This window comes from Lysinibacillus sp. UGB7 (assembly GCF_049058285.1).
GTDB classification, from domain to species: Bacteria; Bacillota; Bacilli; order Bacillales_A; family Planococcaceae; genus Lysinibacillus; species Lysinibacillus sphaericus_B.
On record NZ_JBMGUV010000035.1, the window covers coordinates 17,806 to 40,063 of the forward strand.

22 protein-coding genes and 3 tRNA genes are annotated in these 22,258 nt (G+C 38.7%); 4 read left to right on the forward strand and 21 right to left on the reverse strand.

The window, feature by feature from the left end; translation table 11 throughout:
* Positions 1–28: 28 nt before the first annotated feature.
* A complete protein-coding gene (locus tag ACOMCU_RS22990) occupies positions 29–2,422 on the reverse strand; it encodes a SpoIIE family protein phosphatase (protein ID WP_421051534.1) in 2,394 nt (797 codons plus the stop codon).
* Positions 2,423–2,850: 428 nt separating this feature from the next.
* On the opposite strand from ACOMCU_RS22990, the gene ACOMCU_RS22995 reads away from it, so the two are divergent.
* From ACOMCU_RS22995 to ACOMCU_RS23010, 4 genes are all read left to right on the forward strand, one after another.
* Positions 2,851–2,925: transfer RNA gene (locus ACOMCU_RS22995), tRNA-Gly, on the forward strand.
* 10 nt (positions 2,926–2,935) lie between these two features.
* A tRNA-Met gene (locus tag ACOMCU_RS23000) sits at positions 2,936–3,012 on the forward strand.
* Between the two features lie 5 nt (positions 3,013–3,017).
* Positions 3,018–3,089, forward strand: a tRNA-Glu gene (locus ACOMCU_RS23005).
* A 211-nt stretch (positions 3,090–3,300) separates the two neighbouring features.
* On the forward strand, positions 3,301–3,552 hold the full coding sequence (locus ACOMCU_RS23010; protein ID WP_010857040.1) for a hypothetical protein: 252 nt from the start codon (positions 3,301–3,303) through the stop codon (positions 3,550–3,552).
* A 262-nt stretch (positions 3,553–3,814) separates the two neighbouring features.
* On the opposite strand, the gene ACOMCU_RS23015 is transcribed toward ACOMCU_RS23010, so the two are convergent.
* From ACOMCU_RS23015 to veg, 20 genes are all read right to left on the reverse strand, one after another.
* Positions 3,815–4,243 carry a S1 domain-containing RNA-binding protein gene (locus ACOMCU_RS23015; RefSeq protein WP_010857039.1) on the reverse strand — a complete coding sequence of 143 codons (429 nt, stop codon included), beginning with the start codon at positions 4,241–4,243 and terminating at the stop codon, positions 3,815–3,817.
* Between the two features lie 133 nt (positions 4,244–4,376).
* Positions 4,377–4,787 carry an FtsB family cell division protein gene (locus ACOMCU_RS23020; RefSeq protein WP_421051535.1) on the reverse strand — a complete coding sequence of 137 codons (411 nt, stop codon included), beginning with the start codon at positions 4,785–4,787 and terminating at the stop codon, positions 4,377–4,379.
* 16 nt (positions 4,788–4,803) lie between these two features.
* A complete protein-coding gene (gene yabQ / locus ACOMCU_RS23025) occupies positions 4,804–5,295 on the reverse strand; it encodes a spore cortex biosynthesis protein YabQ (protein WP_010857037.1) in 492 nt (163 codons plus the stop codon).
* The gene (gene yabP / locus ACOMCU_RS23030) at positions 5,292–5,591 is read right to left on the reverse strand and encodes a sporulation protein YabP (RefSeq protein ID WP_004229167.1); all 300 of its coding nucleotides are present in this window, start codon (positions 5,589–5,591) and stop codon (positions 5,292–5,294) included. The genes yabQ and yabP overlap by 4 nt, the downstream gene beginning before the upstream one ends.
* Before the next feature lie 144 nt (positions 5,592–5,735).
* Positions 5,736–6,026: an RNA-binding S4 domain-containing protein gene (locus ACOMCU_RS23035; protein ID WP_010857036.1), complete on the reverse strand. Its 291-nt coding sequence runs from the start codon at positions 6,024–6,026 to the stop codon at positions 5,736–5,738.
* A gap of 4 nt (positions 6,027–6,030) precedes the next feature.
* Positions 6,031–7,491, reverse strand: a complete 1,461-nt coding sequence (mazG, locus tag ACOMCU_RS23040; protein ID WP_421051537.1) for a nucleoside triphosphate pyrophosphohydrolase — start codon at positions 7,489–7,491, stop codon at positions 6,031–6,033.
* A 9-nt stretch (positions 7,492–7,500) separates the two neighbouring features.
* Positions 7,501–9,120 carry a putative polysaccharide biosynthesis protein gene (locus tag ACOMCU_RS23045; RefSeq protein ID WP_421051538.1) on the reverse strand — a complete coding sequence of 540 codons (1,620 nt, stop codon included), beginning with the start codon at positions 9,118–9,120 and terminating at the stop codon, positions 7,501–7,503.
* A 162-nt stretch (positions 9,121–9,282) separates the two neighbouring features.
* Positions 9,283–9,816 carry a stage V sporulation protein T gene (gene spoVT / locus ACOMCU_RS23050; protein WP_010857033.1) on the reverse strand — a complete coding sequence of 178 codons (534 nt, stop codon included), beginning with the start codon at positions 9,814–9,816 and terminating at the stop codon, positions 9,283–9,285.
* 194 nt (positions 9,817–10,010) lie between these two features.
* On the reverse strand, positions 10,011–13,523 hold the full coding sequence (mfd, locus tag ACOMCU_RS23055; protein ID WP_421051540.1) for a transcription-repair coupling factor: 3,513 nt from the start codon (positions 13,521–13,523) through the stop codon (positions 10,011–10,013).
* A 310-nt stretch (positions 13,524–13,833) separates the two neighbouring features.
* Positions 13,834–14,061 carry an anti-sigma-F factor Fin gene (locus ACOMCU_RS23060; protein WP_010857031.1) on the reverse strand — a complete coding sequence of 76 codons (228 nt, stop codon included), beginning with the start codon at positions 14,059–14,061 and terminating at the stop codon, positions 13,834–13,836.
* A 230-nt stretch (positions 14,062–14,291) separates the two neighbouring features.
* On the reverse strand, positions 14,292–14,852 hold the full coding sequence (pth, locus tag ACOMCU_RS23065) for an aminoacyl-tRNA hydrolase (RefSeq protein WP_010857030.1): 561 nt from the start codon (positions 14,850–14,852) through the stop codon (positions 14,292–14,294).
* A gap of 261 nt (positions 14,853–15,113) precedes the next feature.
* The gene (locus ACOMCU_RS23070) at positions 15,114–15,701 is read right to left on the reverse strand and encodes a 50S ribosomal protein L25/general stress protein Ctc (RefSeq protein ID WP_010857029.1); all 588 of its coding nucleotides are present in this window, start codon (positions 15,699–15,701) and stop codon (positions 15,114–15,116) included.
* A gap of 341 nt (positions 15,702–16,042) precedes the next feature.
* The gene (locus ACOMCU_RS23075) at positions 16,043–17,002 is read right to left on the reverse strand and encodes a ribose-phosphate diphosphokinase (protein WP_010857028.1); all 960 of its coding nucleotides are present in this window, start codon (positions 17,000–17,002) and stop codon (positions 16,043–16,045) included.
* A 24-nt stretch (positions 17,003–17,026) separates the two neighbouring features.
* Complete coding sequence (glmU, locus tag ACOMCU_RS23080) at positions 17,027–18,397, reverse strand: bifunctional UDP-N-acetylglucosamine diphosphorylase/glucosamine-1-phosphate N-acetyltransferase GlmU (RefSeq protein ID WP_421051542.1); 1,371 nt, start codon at positions 18,395–18,397, stop codon at positions 17,027–17,029.
* A gap of 267 nt (positions 18,398–18,664) precedes the next feature.
* The gene (spoVG, locus tag ACOMCU_RS23085; protein ID WP_219363875.1) at positions 18,665–18,958 is read right to left on the reverse strand and encodes a septation regulator SpoVG; all 294 of its coding nucleotides are present in this window, start codon (positions 18,956–18,958) and stop codon (positions 18,665–18,667) included.
* 239 nt (positions 18,959–19,197) lie between these two features.
* The gene (locus ACOMCU_RS23090) at positions 19,198–19,572 is read right to left on the reverse strand and encodes a RidA family protein (protein ID WP_010857025.1); all 375 of its coding nucleotides are present in this window, start codon (positions 19,570–19,572) and stop codon (positions 19,198–19,200) included.
* 3 nt (positions 19,573–19,575) lie between these two features.
* The gene (gene purR / locus ACOMCU_RS23095; RefSeq protein WP_010857024.1) at positions 19,576–20,403 is read right to left on the reverse strand and encodes a pur operon repressor; all 828 of its coding nucleotides are present in this window, start codon (positions 20,401–20,403) and stop codon (positions 19,576–19,578) included.
* 56 nt (positions 20,404–20,459) lie between these two features.
* Positions 20,460–21,326, reverse strand: a complete 867-nt coding sequence (ispE, locus tag ACOMCU_RS23100; protein ID WP_010857023.1) for a 4-(cytidine 5'-diphospho)-2-C-methyl-D-erythritol kinase — start codon at positions 21,324–21,326, stop codon at positions 20,460–20,462.
* A 298-nt stretch (positions 21,327–21,624) separates the two neighbouring features.
* Positions 21,625–21,807, reverse strand: a complete 183-nt coding sequence (locus ACOMCU_RS23105) for a small, acid-soluble spore protein, alpha/beta type (protein WP_421051543.1) — start codon at positions 21,805–21,807, stop codon at positions 21,625–21,627.
* 112 nt (positions 21,808–21,919) lie between these two features.
* Complete coding sequence (veg, locus tag ACOMCU_RS23110) at positions 21,920–22,180, reverse strand: biofilm formation stimulator Veg (protein ID WP_010857021.1); 261 nt, start codon at positions 22,178–22,180, stop codon at positions 21,920–21,922.
* Between the last annotated feature and the right edge of the window lie 78 nt (positions 22,181–22,258).

A 22,258-nucleotide genomic window follows, 5' to 3' on the forward strand; every position in this document is an offset into this window, starting at 1 on the left:
ACGCTTCTCCTCCCCTTTTCGTATTCTTTTATGATGATTTACTCATGGAGTATTGTACTGGTCTAAATACAGCCCAAGTTGGGACAACATGTGTAACTTCTAACATCAATACTGTACAATCATCCTCTATTTCATAATAAGCTTGGAAAGACTGCATGATTGTAGTTAATTTTTCTTGAATCGATTTATTTGTGCCAGCAACCTGCTGTGCTTGAGCTAAAAATGTCTCTTCCTGTTCATCCCAATCAGCTACACTTGAAAACAAGCCATCTGAATGCATGAGAATGACATCCCCCGCCTTCAGCTTTCTTTTTTCAGCCTCAACCGCTGAAATAGACAAGAATCCAACTGGTGCAGCATTACTTTCAACCTTCAACACCTCTTTACCACGTAAGATATACGTAGACATACCGCCAGCCTTCCATGACCATAAATCACCATGTTGCAAGTCAACAAGGGCAAAATCGAGTGTTGCATACATATCATTTTGCTGCTTCAATGACATTACATAATGCAAGGTATGCATGGCTGTCTCTGGGTTCATATTGAAATTTAAACATTCACGCATCAAGTGAATCAATTTCCTACTCTCATGTTGAGCTTCTTTACTCTGTCCCATACCATCTGACAATAAAATTGCAAAGAGCCCTGGGTGCAATTGAAATAGGGCATGAGAGTCGCCAGAGTACAATGTTGCATCTTTTGACATACTATATATATCATACTCTACTTCGAAGCTAATAGCAGACCTAAAGCTAACTTGAATGTGGCGAAATGGTACATCACACGCAACTACCTTGTCAATTTCAAAAGGTTCATCGAAAGTTTCATATAATATTGGCAAGATCATCCGTTCCGCTAATGTCGTATCATCCTCCCAATTGACTTGTGCAGGCGCTAAAGCACATACAATTTTTCGTGCACCTGCCTTATTGCTTAACACATCTAGCTGAAAACACTCGATATGTGCATCCTTCAAACGTTGAACAATATCTTTTTCCACACTGACGAAAGAAATAGTCTCTTCCTTCATCTCCGCAATTAACTGATTTAGATGATTGCTCATATCACGTAATTGCAGTGCGATCATTTTCTTCCCGTGGAAATATTGGCCATTAATGCGCTCTCTATACAGCTCTGTATCTAACTCTTCGAAAATCTTCGTCGATTTTACACATTTATAGCGTATTTGGTCTTCTACGCGATGAATGGATGACTCTTTCCCCACGCCCTTCATATGGAACCAATCTGTCATCAGCTTGTCCATACCATTATTTTGTGCCCCCCAGCACCTATCATAACGAAAGCAGCTTAAACATGTATTCATTGGTGCGACTTCTTCCTTCGCTTCTACAGGAGCTGTCATAAAACGCTCAAATACCAGTTCCTTCATGAATTGTACAAAGTGTTGAAAATGCTCTAGCTTATATGTGACATGCTCTGTCAACCAATGCTGACGTGCCAATAATACCTCTTCACGTTGTGGAAACAACTTGTCCCTCACCTTATCCGAATAGCTTTTCGGAATGACTAAGAAAACAATACTTCCAATAACAATTGATGTAAAATATACGCTATCTAACGGCAATGTTGCATCGTAAAATAAAAAAAACACACTTGGCATTATACTTCCAATCGCCACGCCAAATCTCCCCGCTCGAGCTCCCATACCAGCACATAGCCCGGTTAAAGTAGCAACAGATAACATACCTGTAAAAGAAAGCTTTGCAACACCTATTAACGTTCCAAGCACCGCCCCGATTACCGTCGTTAAAGGTACACTCCCTACCAAAGCGCCAAAGCAAATAAGTAACTGTAATAAAAAGATTGGCAATGAAAAATAACTAATAACCACTGTCTGCATCCCCGTGAGCATGGCGGCAAATACCACTAACCCTGAGCCAAGCTTTTCGTATGTCCAATGGCTAGTAAACCATTCATAGGAGTTTACAAACAAGACCTGCATAAATAATGTCATGATTAGTGCTAAGGCTGCTTCACACCCCACATAAAACTGTACAAGTACTGGCGGTAAGCCCTGATACACAACTCCCTGCCACAGAATTTGGATTAGTATTACAGCTAATGAAACGGCTATACTTTGGGGCAACTGCCAGTAGCGAAAACGCATGATGCATTCATACATAACTATTTGTAAGGCCAAAATGACAACTTGTCCAAATCCGAGAAAAAAACACCCAATCAAACTTCCAAATAGCACAAACTTGGCATATTCTTTATATTTACTACGAATAATTGCCCAAAAAGGGACGGAGAAAGGTACAGCTGCTTCAAACACAACAGACTGAGCTAAAAAAAAGGATGTTAAAAAAAATAAAGAGCCTAGTAATAATTGTCTTTTTTTCGCCCCTAATTTTTGGTCTTCTACATTCTCTGTTTCATACCATTCAACACTTGTCATTTCAATATCCCCTTTCTACACTTTTGGCTATTATAAGAAATTATGTGCGGAAAGATTGTCTGACGATGACAGAAAAAAATATAAATATTTCGACGAATACGTATGCATAAATACGAGAAATGGCAGCAACTACTATAAAAACTGGTCGGTACATACCCTCAGTAGTTTTCTTTACTATGAGAGTTGAAAATCTACATGATAATTACTAGACAAGAACAAATTCCTACAAAATGATTAAGATAAAGATAGTCAAAGTGTACAAATGACAGTAATATTATTTACTCTTAACGGCGGCAGCTAACACAGAAGTTGTTCACTCGTTCTATATGTTTTCATTTATCGCGGATTTTTTTAACTTTTTTTATAAAGATACTTGACACTTGTTATGATCGCTTGTATTATTTAATTTGTCCTTTAAAAAGGGCTATGCGGAAGTAGTTCAGTGGTAGAACACCACCTTGCCAAGGTGGGGGTCGCGAGTTCGAACCTCGTCTTCCGCTCCATCAGAATATTGGCGGCCTAGCTCAGCTGGCTAGAGCGTACGGTTCATACCCGTAAGGTCGGGGGTTCGATCCCCTCGGCCGCCACCATAGTAGGCCCCTTGGTCAAGCGGTTAAGACACCGCCCTTTCACGGCGGTAACACGGGTTCGAATCCCGTAGGGGTCATCGTGCAAAAAAGCGTCTCAGAATTGCTTCTGAGACGCTTTTTCTATGAAAAATTCAGTGCAATGTCATAAACTTAGTACAACCATCAACTAAGATGTTTCGACAAATACAAATGGCTGCATGAGGATAGTTCGTTCTTTTGTTATGTCACCTTGCAAAAATTGTGGCATACTTAGATTAAAATGTACTTGTTATTGGAGGTTTACTTTCTTTGAGTTCATTAACTAAAGCCGCTCTAATTTGCGGCAGTGGCTCGATGATTATTCTCATATCGATCCTCATTAAATTGCCATTTGTCATACAACTATTATTATTATTCACTGGACTAATTATTAGCATATATGGCGTGTTTCTACTAGTAAAAATGGTAGTCCATCCGACTGAAAAACTAGCTAAAGATTCCATCGAACAGCCAACTGTGCCAGCACCTAAAAAGAAAAAAGGACCAACATCTACACTATAGAAAAACATATAGTGGTAGCTTCCTATGCACTACAAGCACGTAACTTCAATTTATAAAAAAATTGAATTACGTGCTTTTTTATTGCGATTGAAATAAATTCTTTTTACCATGTTCACATCATTGTCCTGCTCTCAAGTACCCAATAAAAATTCACATACTGTTTGACGCAATCAATACAAAAAGGGATCAGCCTTTGTCCTTAACAAAAACCAATCCCCACGTTATTTAACACACTTTTTCTACGATTAAAACAGTCAGCAAACTACCCTCTTCTAGCACCGCGACCACCGCGTTTAGACTCTGTTGCACGTTTAATTGTTGCTAGACGCTCATCACTGTCTTTTAAGAAACGTGCCATTTTTTGCTCAAAGTTTTCTTTTGGCTGGTGGCGTTCGTTACGATCGTTAGAGCGATTGTCACGACGTGGACGTTGAGGACGTTCTGGTCTCTCAACTTGAGGCTTTGCCTTACGAATTGAAAGACCAATCTTTCCATCCGCTTCAACATTCATCACTTTTACTTCAACTTCATCTCCAACTTTTAGATGCTCATTGATATCTTTTACATAATTATCAGCAACTTCACTGATGTGTACTAAGCCTGTTTTGCCATCTGGCAGCTCAACGAATGCTCCAAAATTTGTGATTCCTGTTACTTTACCTTGTACCTTGCTGCCTACTTCAATTGACATAAAAAAAATGCTCCTCCTTAAAAATTAAGCGACTCTTTGAGCCATGTAATCAATGTAATCAAACTTTTTACTGCAATAAGTTTCTCTTTTCATTATATATGACTAAAAAAGAGTGTCAACAATACATAGCTTTTCAGTCGTCTTTTTTATCTTTATCTTCCTCTTCCGGAATAACGAAATTAATTTCGCCTTCCTTAGTTAAGAAGTATTCTTTGCGTAAAATCTTTGCAATGTATTCATCATCTTCTAATTGTTTAATTTTGAGATTTAATATCTCTTGTTCTTCTTTTAGTTCTGTTAAATGCTGATTTACTTCTACCTTTTTCTTCTCTTTTATCTCTAACGTCTCGGATTGATTCGATAGCACATTTAAGAGAAAAGCAATAATGACGACTGGCACAATCGCAAAAAAGACAATACGGCGCACTTTCCGTTTCCGTGATTGCGCTTTGCGATTGATAGCTTTATCCGTGTTACGGACATAGTCATTATCAAGCTTCGTATAGTTTTGCTGTTCATCATTTGATGAATGACGTTTAGCCATGTCCGCACCTCCGAAGTTATTGTTGTCTTTTATTATACTTGATATATCGAAATTTTTTTAATAAAGTGTAGGACAAATACGAATAAATTTTGACAAAAGGCCTTACGGCAAATGCACCAATATTAACAAGTAGTTGAAAAATCTGTCGAATAAAGGCGATTATTAAACGTACAATGAACCAAAAGGGTCTCCATGTTATATTCACCAAAATCCTTGCGATGAAACGTAAAAAAGTTTGAAAAAACGTTTGATACAAAAAAATACCGGCTATTTGCGCTAGCGGGTCATAAGCCCGCCAAGCGCCATCTTTTAGCCAAAATAATAAATAATATGTCAGCCCCCCAAGTAAAATCCACGTTAATAACTCAAATAACATCATCCACTTTCGGAGGCTTGACCTTTTTGGAGTTGAAAAAACAATTAGCCTTACGCTATCAATAATAAAACCAACTGCTATACCGCTCAAAACCATGACTAATAGTTGAACAAATTGCTCACTAACAATCATCCAAATAACTTATGAAGGAAACCTTTCGAGAAGCCACTTTCCTCCTCGTCATACTGTAAGGTCTTTACAGTTCCTTCAAGTGTTAATAATCCTTTGTCTACATCTAAATGAACAATATGCAGTTCTTCTCCACGGATTAACAAATGCCCTTGGGACGTCTTGATGAAAAACTCTTCCTGATCAAAGCGTTCAATTGATTTTACAGAAGTCATGTCCATTCTTTTACGATTACGAATCGTTAAAATATGCTCTCCAGATGGAATTGTGTAACGATTACTTTCTTGATGTAGCGTCATTTTTTTCCTCCTTTAGTCGTCCTAGCTTCTGTTCAATTTATGCGGACAACCTAAAAAGCATGACAACTTTATCAAAGTTGCCATACTTTTAATAAATTCCGCCCTCGGTATTGAGAGATTTAAAGTGACTAAAGTTAAGAAAAATCAATCCTCGTCGTCGATAAATTCAGGCTCAACCTTGTCAAGTCGCTCCTCTTTTAAAATTGTAAACATCTTTACAGCATCTTCTTTTTTCACCGTATCACGTAATTCTTCCACACGTGCAGTTACAATTTTTTGTCCGAAGCGAATGGCTAACTCGTCACCAGCTTTTACGCTACTACTCGCTTTAGCTACCTTACTATTAATCGTAATACGACCTTGATCGGCCACTTCTTTTGCTAATGTGCGTCGTTTAATTAATCGTGAAACCTTCAAAAATTTATCTAATCGCATTTTTTTACTCCTTTTCTAACTGCTTCGCTTCATCCCAAAAAGCGTCTAATTGTTCTAAAGTATATTCTGTAAATAGCTTACCACTTGCTTTCACTTTTTCCTCTACATAGTCAAAGCGTCTTGCAAACTTCTCATTAGCATGTAGCATGGCTTCCTCCGGTGATAGCTTATAGAAACGTGCTAAGTTAACAAGGGTAAACAATACATCCCCAAACTCATCGAGACGCGTTGCATTAGAACCATTCGTCACCTCATTGCGAAATTCCTGCCATTCCTCAGCAAACTTGTCCCAAGCACCGTTCACATCGGGCCAATCAAAGCCAACCTTCGCTGCCCGTTTTTGATAATTATAAGCCGTTTGCAAGGCAGATGACGCACGATATTCCTCATCCAACAATGGCTTTTCACTAATTCCTTTTTCTTCAGCTTTAATAGCCTCCCAATTTGCGACAACACCATCTGCATCCTCTACTGTTACATCGCCAAAGACATGTGGATGGCGACGAATCATCTTTTCACTTATCGAAGCCAAAACGTCCTCTAGTGAGAAGTAGCCCTGGTCTTCTCCAATTTGTGCATGTAAGAATACTTGTAATAAAACATCACCAAGCTCTTCAATCATCGCAAAGTCATCCGCTGCATCCACAGCAGCCAAATATTCATGAGCTTCTTCAAGTAAATATTTTTTTAGGGATTCATGTGTTTGTTTTTGATCCCAAGGACAGCCATTTGGTCCACGTAATGTTGAGATAATATCACGGAAGGTTGTCCAATCTCGCAACGCGTCCTCCTGCGATTTCACAGGTGGCACATAGACAGTTGTTAAATTATTCACCTCAACACTTTGGTCGAGCTCATAAAGTGGTACAGTCACTAACTTCTCCTGCGAAGAACCCGCTGCGGTAACAACTGTTACGGGATATTCGTCATCATACTTCTCCATCAATGTAAGCTTCACTTCAGATGCACTGAATGTATCATATACTTGTGCAATTAAAATATGCTGACGCATGTTGATATCATTCATGGAAAAACTGGTGCCATCAAGTAACTGAAAGCCCTCAATTGGATCTATTTTTAAAGCACCAAAAATAGGATCTAAAAAACTTTGGCCGCCCTCAATGACTAAATTTACTTTATGCTCATCTGCTGCAGCAATTAGAAGCTGTACCGTTTGCTCTGCTACAAGTGGATGTCCAGGAACAGCATACATTACGTCTCCAATTGTCGCTGCTTTGATAAGTTTCTCTGCAATTTCCTCATATACAGGCTGAAATGTACCATGCTTTTCATATACCGCATCAAAGCTATCAAAGTGCAAACCTTCTGCTGAAAGCGCATCTAGTACTGGATGGTCGACAGTACGAACAAATAATTGTTTTGCAGACTTCAACTTTTTATAAACACCCATTTGTAATTGCTCAAAATCACCAGCCCCAAGGCCAATTACTGTTAATGTATTCAATAAATCCACCTACTTCTTTCGATTTAACCATAGTTGGTATACCGCCATCCTTCTACCAAAAGGCAATAAATACCACTCTTTTTCCACAAAGACACGAAGCTTTGCGATGATAGTAATCATAACAAACGCACCTATACTAACTGCGCTGAGACCCGCTACCATAGCAACCAAACGCGCCGAGAAAAAACGGCTCAAAAATGTGGGCACAATTTGTAACCAGAGGACTACAACCACAGTCATACTTAGTGATGCCACACTGACCTTTTTATAAAAATCGGCAGGCGCTAATGCTATACCTGTTATTTTCTTTAAATAGAAAACAAGGGCTAGCGCCGAGAATAACAACCCTACATTATTAGCTATGGCTGCACCTAACACGCCAAGCGAACCAATGGTCAGCTCATTCAACAATATTTTCATGATGAAGCCTGCAAATAAAAAGAGCGCTGGCTTTTTTAATTTGCCGTAGCCTTGCAAAATTGCAGTAAACGTTAAAATAATTGACAAAGGTACAATTTGTAGCACGTATAACATAAGTACATCTGACAGTGTATCTGTTTTAAAGAGCATCGCGTTAATATAAGGCATTACTAATAGTAAGCCTAGTGATGCCGCCCAACCAAATAATACAGACGATTTATAGGTTAGTTGAATAAACGGGATGGCACTCCGCCCTTCCCTCTTTTTGGACATATGGGCAACAAGCGGGACAATGGCCAGCGATAGCGAAGAAGCAATGACAATACCTAACTGTACTAATGGTTGTCCACGATCATATATACCCTTCGTTTCCTTTGCTACGGTCTGATCCATCCCACTATCAATTAGTAGTGAATAGATGGTAAAAGAATCTACTAGCTGATAGCCAAGTAATAACAGACTGCTCATGCTTACACTTAAGCTTAGTAGAGTGACTTCTTTCAAAACAGGTAGGCTTGCTAGTCGTTGTCGTTGCTTACCTACAGATGGTCCGAAGCGTTTTTTAAAGATAAACGCAAGTAGTAAGAAGCCAAAAAATTCACCAATGACCGTACCTGTTATCGCCATTTGTCCGGCACCGTATAATGACTTTGTCGTTGTCATCACAATAAAGGTACCTGCCAAAATTACACATACTCTTACGGTTTGCTCTAGTACTTGTGCATAAGCAATCGGCTCCATAATACCTCTTGATTGAAAGCCACCTTTTAAAATAGCCAAGGCCGGCATGACAAACACTATAAAGGAACCTGTACGTAGTAATGGTGCAAGCTTAGCATCACCCATCAAATCCGCTAGCATGTCCGCACCAACAAATAATACTGAAAAAAATACGAACGATAGCAACGTTAAATAACGAAACACTATACGCATAATGCCGCTTCTTTTCTGTGTTCTTTCTATGGGGTCTATTATACAATCATTATCTGCAAGCATCTTAGAAATGGCTACCGCGAAACCACTCGATGTCCAAACAACAAAAATAGAAATAACCGGATATACCTGTTGGTAAATATAGAAACCTTCATCGCCAACAATATTTTGAAAAGGTACACGATAAATGGCACTTAGTACTTTTACAATAAGAGCCGCAATCGTTAATAAAGCAGCACCCTTCATGTAACTTTTCATGCCAAAACGTTCCGACATAAACTATCCTCTTTCCTTCTTTAACAATGCCAATAGTATAGCATAATTCAAAAGTTTGACGCGCCCGTTTACTTCTCCATTACTATAGCTTACAACTATGTACACAAAAAAAAGTTATTGTTTCGCCTAGAAGGTATCACAATAACTTTAAGTATTCATTAATTATTCCATTTGCTTAGCTAAGAAATTTGCAGCTGTTTCAACAACTTTTACTTCTACTTCACCGACAAAATGCACTTTGGAGAGAACAATAATACAGCCAATCGGATCGCCATTGACCATTATTGGCGTTGCACAATAAGATTTTACCTGCTCATATTGTCCAGGCACAATTTCAATTGTTGTTTCCATTTTTTCAATCTTTGTAGAGCGTTCTTCCATAAAACCTTCCGCGAAGGATGTAATACGACGATTAATATACTCTTTCTTACCGATACCCGAAACTGCAATCACTTCATCTCGGTCCGTTACAAATGCTGGAGTGCCTAGTGTTTCATATAAAGTTTCTACATATTCTCTCGCAAATTCCCCTAGATCATTAATTGGAGAATATTTTTTTAAAATGACTTCTCCTTCACGGTCCGTGTAAATTTCCAACGGGTCACCCTCACGAATACGTAGCGTCCTACGAATTTCTTTCGGAATAACCACACGCCCTAAATCATCAATACGACGAACAATCCCTGTTGCTTTCATCTAAATGCCTCGCTTTCGCTACAATCAAATTTGTATTCAACAATAGTATGGATTTTAAATAAACAATCTATGCAAAAACTGAAGAAAAAGGATGCCAAAACCAACAATATTTTTCAAACCAGTTATAAATGGAAAATGAATAAGTAAAAACAAAAGGCTAAACATTATCACCCAAGATAATGTTTAGCCTTTGTTCACTGTTCTTTTTTTGCTCCGTCAATAATCTGCATCATTTCTTCTAAAATATCAAAGGATTGGTATTTTCCGCACTTACGTTCATCAATCGTTAAAATCAATTGCATGCCGTCCATGCCAAAACCAACAGCTCGCTCAAATTTCATTGACTCTGTAACAATTTTGCTACCATCGACCTTTGCTGTACCTTCTTGAGAAAATAGAATTGAGATAACCTTTTGTTTTTCCTTAACGGATATTACGCCTGCCCCTAAGCCCCAAACCTTCATACGAGCAATACGCAGTAAACGCTCTGTTTCAACCGGCAAATCTCCAAAGCGATCCTCTAGCTCCTCTATGATCTCTCCGTAATCCTCGATTTGATCCATTGCCTTAATGCGCTTATACATCTGAATTTTTTGATAGCCGTCTGGTATATAGGCATCCGGTATATAGGCATCGACAGTAAGTAAAATTTCTATCTCAGGCTTATCCTCTTTTTTCACACCTGTCTGGCGTTCTGCGATGGCCTCTTCAAGCATTTGTGAATACAAGTCGAAACCGACTGAATCAATAAAGCCATGCTGCTGTGCGCCAAGCAAGTTTCCAGCACCACGAATTGATAAATCGCGCATCGCAATCTTAAAACCTGACCCTAGCTCCGTGAATTCTTTAATGGCCTGCAACCGTTGCTCAGCCACATCTGTTAGTACCTTATCACGCTGATACATAAAATACGCATAGGCCACACGATTCGAACGCCCAACGCGACCACGCAATTGATAGAGCTGTGCTAAACCCATCCGATCAGCATCGTGCACAATAAGCGTATTCACATTAGGTATATCAACACCGGTTTCAATAATCGTTGTCGTAACAAGCACATCGTAGTCACCCTCTAAAAAGGCTAAAATCACAGATTCTAATTCCGATTCAGTCATTTTTCCATGTGCATGTCCGATACGTGCCTCAGGGACAAGCACTTGAATCTCATCGACCTTACGAGCCATATCCTCCACTCGATTGTACAAGTAGAATACTTGGCCACCACGTGCCATTTCTCGTTCAATTGCTTCACGAACTAATGCACCACTATGCTCCATGACATATGTTTGTACTGGGAAACGATTTGCAGGTGGTGTTTCAATAACCGATAAATCACGTACACCAACCATGGACATGTGCAGTGTTCTTGGTATTGGCGTTGCCGTTAACGTTAAAACATCCACATTGGTTTTCAACTGCTTAATTTTTTCTTTATGTGTAACACCAAAACGCTGCTCCTCATCCACAATAAGTAGACCGAGGTCTTGGAACGTCAAATCCTTCGATAAAATTCGATGCGTCCCAATGACAATATCGACTTGCCCTTCTTTTAATCCTTTTAGCGTTGCTGTTTGCTCTTTTTTCGTACGGAAACGAGATAATAATCCTACATTGATGGCAAAGTCTTGGAATCGTTCTCGAATGGTTTCATAATGTTGTTGAGCCAGAATAGTTGTCGGTACAAGGAAGGCAGCCTGCTTGCCGTCTTGAATGGCTTTAAATGCTGCACGGATTGCTACTTCTGTTTTACCATACCCAACGTCTCCACATACAAGTCGATCCATCGGTCGTTCGCGCTCCATATCGCGTTTCACTTCAACAATTGAACGTAGCTGATCCTCTGTTTCTTCATAAGGGAACGATGCTTCAAAATTACGCTGATCGTCATTATCAAGCGCAAAAGCATGCCCTTTTTCCGCTTCACGCTTAGCGTACAGCTTAATTAAATCATCAGCAATATCTTGAACGGCAGAGGAAACCTTTGCTTTAGCCTTTTTCCACTCTGCACCACCTAATTTATGTAGCTTCGGTTCACGGTCTTCAGATGCCACATATTTTTGGATTAGATCAATTTGCTCTACAGGTACATATAATTTATCGTCAGCGCGGTAACGAATATGCAAGTAATCCTTATGCGTACCGTTTACCTCTAGTGTCTCCACACCAATATATTTCCCTATACCATGATGTACATGTACGACATAATCGCCAGGTTTAATTTCTGTATAGCTTTTAATACGTTCTGCGTTGGTCATTTTTTGAGCACGCGTTTTTTTCTTTGCCTGTTGTTTAAATAATTCATCCTCGGTTACAATCGCCAAACGCTGTAGCGGTAATTCAAAACCACTCGACAAAACACCATCAGCAATATAAATCCCCGGCTCATTGGGTTCCCCATTTGTTGCATGGATATCGTATTCTTCTAGCACCTGCTGCACACGTTTAGCACGATCCTTATCTCTAGCGACTATCAGCACAGTAAATTTGCCCATCATCCACCGTTCAATTTCACTTTGCAACAACGCCATCTGCCCATGGAATTGCTGCATCGGTTTACAAGAAAAGTTAGTCGCTTTATTAAATGATACGCCCGCAAATGTACGTGAAAATAATGATAAAAATAGTTTCTGCTGTGAAAGCATCGCTAAAATTTCCTTTAAAGAGAAGGCTGGCTTTACATCATGCACCATCTTTCCTTCTTCAATCAGCGATAAAAACCACTCGTCCTCTTCTCGCTCCCACGCATCCATAACTTCCTGAATGCGTCCAAGTTCATCAAATAACACGATGCCATCCTGTGCAAAATAATCACCTAAGTATGTTGTTTTCTCATATAAAAGAGAACCATATTTGTTCACATAATCCGGTAGATTTCCTTGTTGTAGCAATTCAATATCGTATTGTATGTGTTGATAAAGAAGTTCTTTTGTCTCCTGTTTTTTCACCTTTTTTAAGCTAATAGCTAATGCTGCTTCTAAGCGACTTGCTAATGTCACTCTTTCTTCCTTTGTCAAAATTACCTCTGACGCTGGTAGAATACGAACCTTTTGCAATTTATCGATGGAACGCTGATCGTCCGCAGAGAATGTACGAATTGAGTCTACTTCCGTATCAAATAGCTCAATTCGAATAGGTGCTTCTAAATATGGTGGATAAATATCTAAGATTCCTCCACGCAATGCAAATTCACCTGGTGTCGTCACCATTGAATTGCGCACATAACCCATCGCCACTAGTGTTTGTAGCCATTCCTCAATGTGAATTTCCTCGCCAACAGCTGTCTGTAAATAATATCTTAGCCAATGCTCCTTGGGTGGCATCATTTTACGTAAGCCCGCTACAGGGACGATATAAACACCTTTCTCGCCCCTCGCTAAACTATCTAACGTTGCTATACGCTCAGCACGCAGTTCTGGCGATGCAACCGATAAATCTGCAGCAATAAATTCATCAGCCGGGTAATAATGCACACGTTCCTCACCCAACAAGCCAACAAGTTCGTCAACCATCTTTTGCGCCTGCAATAAATTGGGTGACACAATATAAATTGGTTTTTGTACATATTCAAACAACGCATCGATCAACACTGGACGTGCGCTCCCTGTTAACCCTGTAATTAGCTGCGATGCCGTAAGCCCGCTCTGAATTTCCTGTATAAATGATGTAATGTGTTTGTCCTGCGACACAAGCTTTCGTAAAACTTTCACAGTCAAAAGCTCCTTTCAGCGCAAAAATTCTATTTATTTATATTCGCCCTATACTATTAATCTAGTATGATTATACGCATTTTTAATTGTTTAATTATCCAATCACGCATCAGCGCTATTGTAGTTATCGCTTGCTTTTCTTCTGAAAAAACATCTGCCGCTAAACTTCATCGTATAGTTGTCGACGCATCAGATATAGAACTGCATGTGGCACAATTCACATCGTCTCAACAGGCAGACTTCTACTAACTAAAGTTAAAAACGGAAAAAGCTTTGAACGCACACATTGTGCGCCAAAGCATGTTCCTAGTTATTGTATCCATTTATTGAGTGCATGATAATCTGGATATTGTTTAAGCGAATCCTCACATTGCTCACATATGCAGTGCACAGTTGTTTGGCCATGCTGATCCTTTTCAACATAATCATCCGCCTCACCCATCTCGAAAATATGCAACTTCCGAATTGTATCATCTGCATCAAATGGTAGTGTCCCTATTTCTACTTCACAATGCCGACATCGATAGCGAACAGACATCTCCAAATCATCCTCCCTTTAAGCAACTTACTACTTAAAGTATAGACATTACCGAAAAAGATTATGCACTATCCATTACGCTATTGGTATACATACAATTACATCAGCATTGTGCTAAGACCATTCGATTTAAAAATTTATAAATCCATGCCTATCATTTCATCTTCGCCTGTAAGACATCTGTGACATCCATAGGGAGTTTAACTAAAGTTAGTTGATTTAGAGCACTCTTAGCTGTTAAAGTGGTTCATCACATCGAGAAACGGTTTTGAGAGTGATGCCTCTATGGCATTTACACTCTTGTCTATCGCCTCCCCAATGACGCCTTCCTCTTCTTTAGCAAATTTTGAAAGCACATAATCCGCTACCTTCATGCCTGTTGGAGGACGATTAACACCAATCCGTATACGATTAAATTCTTGTGTGCCTAAATGCTGAATTAATGACTTAATTCCATTATGCCCACCTGCACTACCTTTTTGGCGTAAACGTAGCTTTCCTGTTTCTAAATCTAAATCATCATAAATAACAATTAAATCTTCTACATTCATATCAAAATAATCCATGAGTGGGCCAACACATTCTCCCGATAAATTCATATATGTTAAAGGCTTAACAAGTAGAACCTTTCCCTCTGGACGATGTACGGTAGTATACATACCATTAAATTTTGAATTTGTTAAAGGTGCATCCCACTTTTGCGCTAATGCATCGATCACATCAAAACCAATATTATGTCTTGTATGCTCATAAGGTTTACCTGGATTCCCTAAACCAACGATAATTTTCATAAGTACCTCTCTTTTCAATCTAATAGTCATTATTTTACCATATTGAGCTCTAAGAAAACATTTCGTTACATTTCTTCATGAAGAAATGTAACGAAAGTTACGCTAATAAAAACAACTTCATTCATTCTCATTTTATATCCATATATATTAATCCTTATTATTTCCAAATTCGATAATTATACTTTTTTACGACAAAAATGCTATCAAGATAGTCACTCACGACCTTCTTGATAGCATTCCCTTTAAGCATACTTTTAGTAGTTATTCATCGCTATTTACTATGTCTTCTTCCGCTACAGAGGCAACTGGTGCCATGACGGTTACCAATATATAATCATCTTCACTTATAATATCAAAATTTACCTGGTTACGAATATCTGCTACCGTAATAGAATCTCCGATTGCAAGTTTAGTAATATCAACCTCAACTGTTTCTGGGATTTCATTCGGTTTCACTTTTATTTTTATTTCCAAGTTTGGCTGCATTAATATGCCACCTTCACTTACACCAACAGACTCACCAACAAGCGTTATGGCTGCATCAATCTCTAATTCTTCAGACATATTAATGGCTAAAAAATCAATGTGATTTACTTCATCCTTCAAACTACATTGTTGCATTTCAGATACGACAACATTTACTCTTGTCCCATCTAACTCCATCGGAAAAACGCCATTACGTCCATTTTTTTGAACGTACTTTTTAAATTCTTTCGCAGAAATAGAAATCGGGGTTGAAACTAATTTGTAGCCGTAAATCACCGCTGGTATGGCTCCCCCTTTTCTAAGTTGGGTTAATGTCGAACGATGCCCAGCTTCGCGTTTTTTTACACTTAAGACTGTACTCATATCTATACCTTCCCCTTCCAAGAAAAATTAGCCTAAGCAAAGATGTAGTTGTTTAACGCATGTATAAACAGTAGACATCTGCTATCGGCTCTAACAATAGTTACATCTATATTCTAACAGTAACGTAACTATAATTAGTAATAATTACTAGTATACCCTTTAGTAAAGATTTTCACACATAACAGGCATACAAAAAGGACAAATCCACTAAAAAATGCGGATTTGTCCTTAAATTGTCACAAATTATGCTAAGTTCACTACACGTTTAGGCCATTTAACTAGTCATTAATCCACAAAATCTGATTACATGCAGTTAAAGATTTACTAATAACTAAATCTGATTAATCGAATAACGTACTTACTGATTTATTTTCGTATACGCGAGAAATTGCATCTGCCATTAATTTAGCTACTGAAAGCTCTGTGATTTTTGGAGATTTTTTCTCATCAGAAAGCTGAATTGTATTTGTTACAACTAGTTCTTTAATAGCTGAGTTTTCGATACGCTCGATAGCTGGACCTGATAGTACTGGGTGAGAGCAGCAAGCATAAACTTCTTTTGCGCCTGCAGCACGTAATGCATCTGCACCGATCGTAATTGTACCTGCAGTATCGATAATATCATCAATCAAGATTGCCACTTTACCATCAACATTCCCCACAATGTTCATTACTTCTGCAACATTTGGTTTTGGACGGCGCTTATCAATAATTGCAATTGGTGCTTTTAAGCGTTCTGCCATTTTACGAGCACGTGTTACACCACCATGGTCAGGAGAAACTATGACGATTTCTTCCGTAGGAATACCTTTTGATTTGAAGTAATCAGAAAGTAAAGGTACTGCCATTAAGTGGTCGATTAAAATATCGAAGAACCCTTGGATTTGTGGTGCGTGTAAATCTAATACGATGACACGCGTTGCACCAGCCGTTTCAAGTAAGTTTGCCACTAATTTAGCTGTAATTGGCTCACGTGCTTTTGCTTTACGGTCTTGACGAGCATAACCATAGTAAGGCATTACAACGTTAACTGTACGAGCAGATGCACGTTTAACCGCATCTACCATTATTAAAAGCTCCATTAAATGTTCGTTTACAGGTGCAGAAGTAGACTGCACGATAAACACGTCACAACCACGAATACTTTCTTCAATACTAATTTGAACCTCTCCATCGCTGAAGTGTTTCACAGAAGATTTACCTAATTCTACACCCATTTCCTGCGCAATTTCTTGAGCAAGTGGATTGTTAGAGTTAAGTGAGAATATTTTTAATTGTGAGTTTGCATATTGATACGGCATGATGGCCTCCTGTATAGTTGATAATTATTTTGAATTTAATTTGCTTACATAATTCGGTTTGTTTTCTTGTCTTGCACGGGCGATTGCCAATGCATCTTCAGGAACTTCTTTTGTAATTGTAGATCCCGCTGCAATAAATGAACCTTTACCAACCTTTACTGGTGCAACTAGATTAGTATTACATCCTACAAATACATCATCTTCAATAATTGTTTGGAACTTATTCTTCCCATCATAATTCACTGTAATGGAACCACAGCCAACATTGACGTTACTTCCTATTTCAGCATCACCAATATAGCTTAAATGCGATACTTTCGTGTCATTCCCTAACTTGCTTTTCTTCACTTCTACAAAGTTACCTATTTTCACGTGGCTACCAATATCTGAAAGTGGTCGAATATTTGCAAACGGTCCAATAGCCGTGTCTTCTGCTATAGCGCTTTCACGCACTACAGATGAATGCACAGAAGTACGGTCGCCAACACGGCTATCTATGATTTGCGTGTTTGGTCCAATAATACAATCTTCACCAATAACAGTAACGCCTTCAATCATAGAACCTGGTTGAATAACAGTATCACAGCCAATAACTGCATCTGGGCTAATATACGTAGCCTCTGGATTAATGATTGTTACACCGTTTCGCATATGACGCTCATTAATACGCGCACGCATTAACGTCTCTGCTTGTGACAACGCAACACGGTCATTAACCCCTAATGTTTCTTCAAAATCTTCCGTTACAAATGCTTCGACGATGTCACCTTGTTTTTGTAAAAGTTCAATCACATCAGGTAAATAGTACTCTCCCTGAACGTTATCATTTTTTACATGTTTTAAAGTCTCAAATAACATTTTGTTATCGAAGCAATATGTGCCAGTATTAATTTCCTTCACAAGTTGTTGCGCTGCAGTAGCATCCTTTTGCTCAACAATTTGCTTCACTTGTCCATGGTCGTCACGTAAAATGCGACCATAGCCTGTTGGATTTTCAGCAACAGCTGTTAAAATTGTCGCCTTGGCATTTTTAGCTTGGTGATGTTCGAACAAAGCCTTCATTGTTTCAGGGCGAATAAGTGGTGTATCACCACATACAACTAAAGTTGTGCCTTCTTCATTACCTAGAATAGCCTGTGCCTGTTGAACAGCATGTGCTGTACCCAACTGTTCAGCTTGTAAAACATACTCGCTTTTTTCACCAAGTTGGTGCTGCACTTTTTCTGCACCATGTCCAACAACCGTCACGATGCGATTAACACCTAAATATTGAATGTGATCCACTACATGTTGTACCATGGGCTTCCCACATACTGGATGTAGTACTTTATATAATTTGGACTTCATACGTGTACCTTGACCTGCAGCCAAAATGACAGCAAAAATGTTGCTCATCTGTAAGTCCTCCAATACGCTCATTTTCTCTTATGACTATATAGCAAAATTCAACTCATTTCAAGGCATGTAGACTTGACAAATCGATGAATTCCTAATTCAATCACGCCTTATGCTCGAATGTTATTATGTATGCCTTAAATTTGCACTTTTTTATTTTTTCATAAAATAAAAAGAACCCCTCATTCCGAAGAGTTCTTAATAACTATCACCAAAACTATAGTAAATTAGAAATAAATCTTTAAGCTGGCATTAATTCTCTTTTTGCTACACACCAATTCCTTCTAATTCTTCCGCCTCTTCAGCTTCGCTAGAATTGTGATACGCATGTAAAATAATATCTTGAATTTTATTTCGTGTAGTAGAATTGATGGGATGTGCAATATCTCTAAATTCTCCATCTGGTGTACGTTTACTAGGCATAGCGACGAATAGACCTGTATTACCATCAATTACACGAATATCATGTACCACAAACTCATTGTCGAGTGTAATGGAAGCAATCGCACGCATGCGGCCATCCGTTTGTACACGACGTAATCTTACATCAGTAACTTCCATTTTCTCACCACCTCTCTTCTTAGATGCCTAAATGAAAATATCATATTCTGCATTACCGAATATTTTCCTTTTTATAGTCTACCAAATTTTCTAAAAAATTTGAATACTTCATCTCTAATTCTTTATAATATTTTCTCTAATTTGCGGAAAGTTTGACAATTGTTTGTCAACTATTCTTCTCTTTAGTAAAAAAACCCTTTGAAAGAGCTTGCTATTCTTTCAAAGGGTTTTCTATATTTTTACTTTACAATGGCAATAACTTCAATTTCTACTTTTACGTCCTTTGGTAAACGTGCGACTTCTACTGCTGAGCGCGCAGGCTTATGTTGTCCAAAATGACTAGCATATACTTCGTTCATCTCAACAAAATCATTCATATCTTTCATAAAGACTGTCGTTTTCACTACATTGTTTAGTGATGAGCCCGCAGCTTCTAATACTGCCTTAAGGTTAGCAAATACTTGGTGCGTTTGAGCGACAATGTCACCGTCTACTAATTCACCAGATGCAGTTAGCGGAATTTGACCTGAACTATAAAACATGCCATTCACGATCATTCCTTGCGCGTATGGTCCGATTGCTGCTGGTGCATTCGTTGTTGCTACTTCATTCATTTGTCATTTCTCCCTTTTTGAAAAGTAATTACCTTCACTTAATGCAATTGTACGATCTTTTTCATTAACTTCATGAAGCTTTACAAGTGAGTAATAATCATCTACTAACGTTTCGTCTGCATGCTCTGCTTCGACAAGCACCGCAATGCCTGCTAACTGACAGTCAAACTCCTCTAATAGATTTTTCATGCCATTCATCGTACCACCGACTTTCATAAAGTCATCGGTGATAAGCACGCGCTGCCCACTCTTCATGCTTCTTTTTGATAATACCATTGTCTGAATTCTTCTGGAAGAACCAGATACGTAGTTTATACTAACGGTAGAACCTTCAGTTACCTTACTATCTCTTCTCACAACAACAACAGGTACATTCAAATGTCTCGCAATAGCATGGGCAATTGAAATTCCTTTTGTTGCTACGGTCATAATAACGTCGATTTGTTGGTCAGCAAATGCAGATGCAAACACCTTTCCTACCCGATTAATTAAATCCGGATTACCAAGTAAATCTGTCATAAATAAATAACCACCTGGCAATAACCGATCTGAATGTTCTAGCTCTGCCTTTAAATCCTGTGTGACTAATCGAACTTCTGCTTCGGACATTTTAGGAATATACTTTACTCCCCCTGCAGCGCCCGGCACTGTCATCAATAACCCGATTCCTTTTTCTTCGAAAGTTTCTTTTACAATCGTTAAATCTTCACTAATCGAAGACTTTGCAGATTGATATAGTTCTGAAAAATAAGTTAGCGGGATCAGCTGATGTGGATGTTCTAGTAAATAGTACGTCATATCAACTAGTCGTTCACTACGTTTCCATTTCATGCGACCCTCTCCTAAACACGAATATTTATAGGTAAAATTAACACAATTATGCGTTTTTAAGCAAGCGTATTTCGCTCTCCTAAAATGCGCACAGCATAAACTTCCTCGCAAAAACCTCGTAAGCCATTATAAATACGGCTCACTCGAGCTTCACTATCCACTAGACCAAACACCGTAGGACCGCTTCCGCTCATTAATGTCGCATCCGCCCCAAAACGCTTCATCTGTTCTTTTAACATCACAACCTCTGGATGTAAATCAAATGTTACAGTTTCCAAAACATTTCCTAATGATGCACAAAGCAACTCATAATCTTCTGTTTCAATGGCTTGAATCATTTGCTTAGTATTTGGGTGCGATAAGCCTTCAACCTTTAACCCACCGTATACTTCTGCTGTTGATACACCTATTTTCGGCTTGGCTAGCACAACCCAACAGTTTGGGGGTGCAGGCAATTCTTGAATTTTTTCCCCACGTCCGGTTGCTAGTGCTGTGCCCCCGTATACACAAAATGAAACATCTGAACCGATTTTAGCGCCTAGTTCGGCCAACTCATCTATTGATAAATCCAAATTCCATAGCTCATTTAAGCCCTTTAATGTAGCCGCTGCATCGCTACTACCGCCTGCAAGCCCTGCTGCAATAGGTATTTCTTTTTCAATTGTAATGGATACACCTTGCCCAATGCCGTATGTATCTTTAATAAGACGCGCTGCCTGATAAGCAAAATTACGGTGGTCATTTGGCACAAAATTATCAGTTGAGATAATTTCAATTACACCATCTTCTCGAGACTCTAAGCTAATGCGATCTGCCAAATCGACAGTCGTCATAACCATCTCTACTTCGTGATAATTATCCGGTCTTTTATATAGCACATCTAATGTTAAATTAATTTTCGCAGGCGCCTTTACATAAAGCATCTTACTTCCTCCCTCATAACAACAGCACGTATCAATTTCGCCTTGGCGTGATTGCGTCCAGATTTTGAATTGTGCATGCACAATTCAAAATCCGTGACATCCGCGTTCACTTTTCGCGCAAGATTATTCATTTTATTTTACCATAATGAGAAAACGAAAACTGAAAAAAAGAACCGTTTACCTTCTACGGCTTAACGGTTCTCTTTCGTCAGTTGTTTTGTTGTGTTGGCAGAGGTTTTAAATCCTTTGCCGTTGAATGAAGTAAAATTGATAAATAGTCTATTCTATTATAAATAAACTACTTATTACGCTCTTGCTCACTACTTGCTCGTTCTGCCATTTTAATGGCACGTTTAACCATATTACCCGCATCTCGAGCTTTTATGCCGCCCCAGCCTTCTCTTTCCACAACATCATAAAATCCAAGTTCTTTGGCAATCTCTTCTTTTAATCGAGGTGACATGATACCTTTTCTAGGCATATAAACTCCTCCTTTTACAACTGACGAATTTAGTATGTCCCATAAAACGAAAAACACTCATGCAGTTTTAACATGCATGAGTGCTTCAAAATATAGAAATAAGTACTAGAAACTATTTTGCGACAGCAGCCTGAGCTTCGTCTAAAAATGTAATCTCTACTGCTTCAGTTAAAATATCTGTGTAGCTATACGATACGCGCTTGCACGTATTGTCTTCTTGATCAAGTTCGACTACAAAGATTGCACGATATGTTTCACGCAATATCCCCGCACACTCGACCGTTTTCTTGCGACCACCGTTTGCTTTCAACTGCAAACGTTTACCCAAATGACAATCCAACGACTTTTTAATGTCCGCTAAAGTTTTTGGCATTTTCGCTTACACCTCACTAATAAATATTATAAGCGATACGCCCAAAAATGTCAACAAAATATAATATTTTATCAGCCA

What these genes read in the sequence shown, in the direction of transcription:
- ACOMCU_RS22990 (WP_421051534.1), bottom strand. Translation starts at nt 2,422, where the DNA reads ATGACAAGTGTTGAATGGTATGAAACAGAGAATGTAGAAGACCAAAAA.
- ACOMCU_RS23015 (WP_010857039.1), bottom strand. Translation starts at nt 4,243, where the DNA reads ATGTCAATTGAAGTAGGCAGCAAGGTACAAGGTAAAGTAACAGGAATC.
- ACOMCU_RS23020 (WP_421051535.1), bottom strand. Translation starts at nt 4,787, where the DNA reads ATGGCTAAACGTCATTCATCAAATGATGAACAGCAAAACTATACGAAG.
- yabQ (WP_010857037.1), bottom strand. Translation starts at nt 5,295, where the DNA reads ATGATTGTTAGTGAGCAATTTGTTCAACTATTAGTCATGGTTTTGAGC.
- yabP (WP_004229167.1), bottom strand. Translation starts at nt 5,591, where the DNA reads ATGACGCTACATCAAGAAAGTAATCGTTACACAATTCCATCTGGAGAG.
- ACOMCU_RS23035 (WP_010857036.1), bottom strand. Translation starts at nt 6,026, where the DNA reads ATGCGATTAGATAAATTTTTGAAGGTTTCACGATTAATTAAACGACGC.
- ACOMCU_RS23045 (WP_421051538.1), bottom strand. Translation starts at nt 9,120, where the DNA reads ATGTCGGAACGTTTTGGCATGAAAAGTTACATGAAGGGTGCTGCTTTA.
- spoVT (WP_010857033.1), bottom strand. Translation starts at nt 9,816, where the DNA reads ATGAAAGCAACAGGGATTGTTCGTCGTATTGATGATTTAGGGCGTGTG.
- ACOMCU_RS23060 (WP_010857031.1), bottom strand. Translation starts at nt 14,061, where the DNA reads ATGTCTGTTCGCTATCGATGTCGGCATTGTGAAGTAGAAATAGGGACA.
- pth (WP_010857030.1), bottom strand. Translation starts at nt 14,852, where the DNA reads ATGAAAATTATCGTTGGTTTAGGGAATCCAGGTAAACCTTATGAGCAT.
- ACOMCU_RS23070 (WP_010857029.1), bottom strand. Translation starts at nt 15,701, where the DNA reads ATGAGTACAGTCTTAAGTGTAAAAAAACGCGAAGCTGGGCATCGTTCG.
- ACOMCU_RS23075 (WP_010857028.1), bottom strand. Translation starts at nt 17,002, where the DNA reads ATGCCGTATCAATATGCAAACTCACAATTAAAAATATTCTCACTTAAC.
- glmU (WP_421051542.1), bottom strand. Translation starts at nt 18,397, where the DNA reads ATGAGCAACATTTTTGCTGTCATTTTGGCTGCAGGTCAAGGTACACGT.
- spoVG (WP_219363875.1), bottom strand. Translation starts at nt 18,958, where the DNA reads ATGGAAGTTACTGATGTAAGATTACGTCGTGTACAAACGGATGGCCGC.
- ACOMCU_RS23090 (WP_010857025.1), bottom strand. Translation starts at nt 19,572, where the DNA reads ATGAATGAAGTAGCAACAACGAATGCACCAGCAGCAATCGGACCATAC.
- purR (WP_010857024.1), bottom strand. Translation starts at nt 20,403, where the DNA reads ATGAAATGGAAACGTAGTGAACGACTAGTTGATATGACGTACTATTTA.
- ispE (WP_010857023.1), bottom strand. Translation starts at nt 21,326, where the DNA reads ATGCTTTATGTAAAGGCGCCTGCGAAAATTAATTTAACATTAGATGTG.
- ACOMCU_RS23105 (WP_421051543.1), bottom strand. Translation starts at nt 21,807, where the DNA reads ATGCCTAGAAAAGGTATCATGTCACCTCGATTAAAAGAAGAGATTGCC.
- veg (WP_010857021.1), bottom strand. Translation starts at nt 22,180, where the DNA reads ATGCCAAAAACTTTAGCGGACATTAAAAAGTCGTTGGATTGTCATTTG.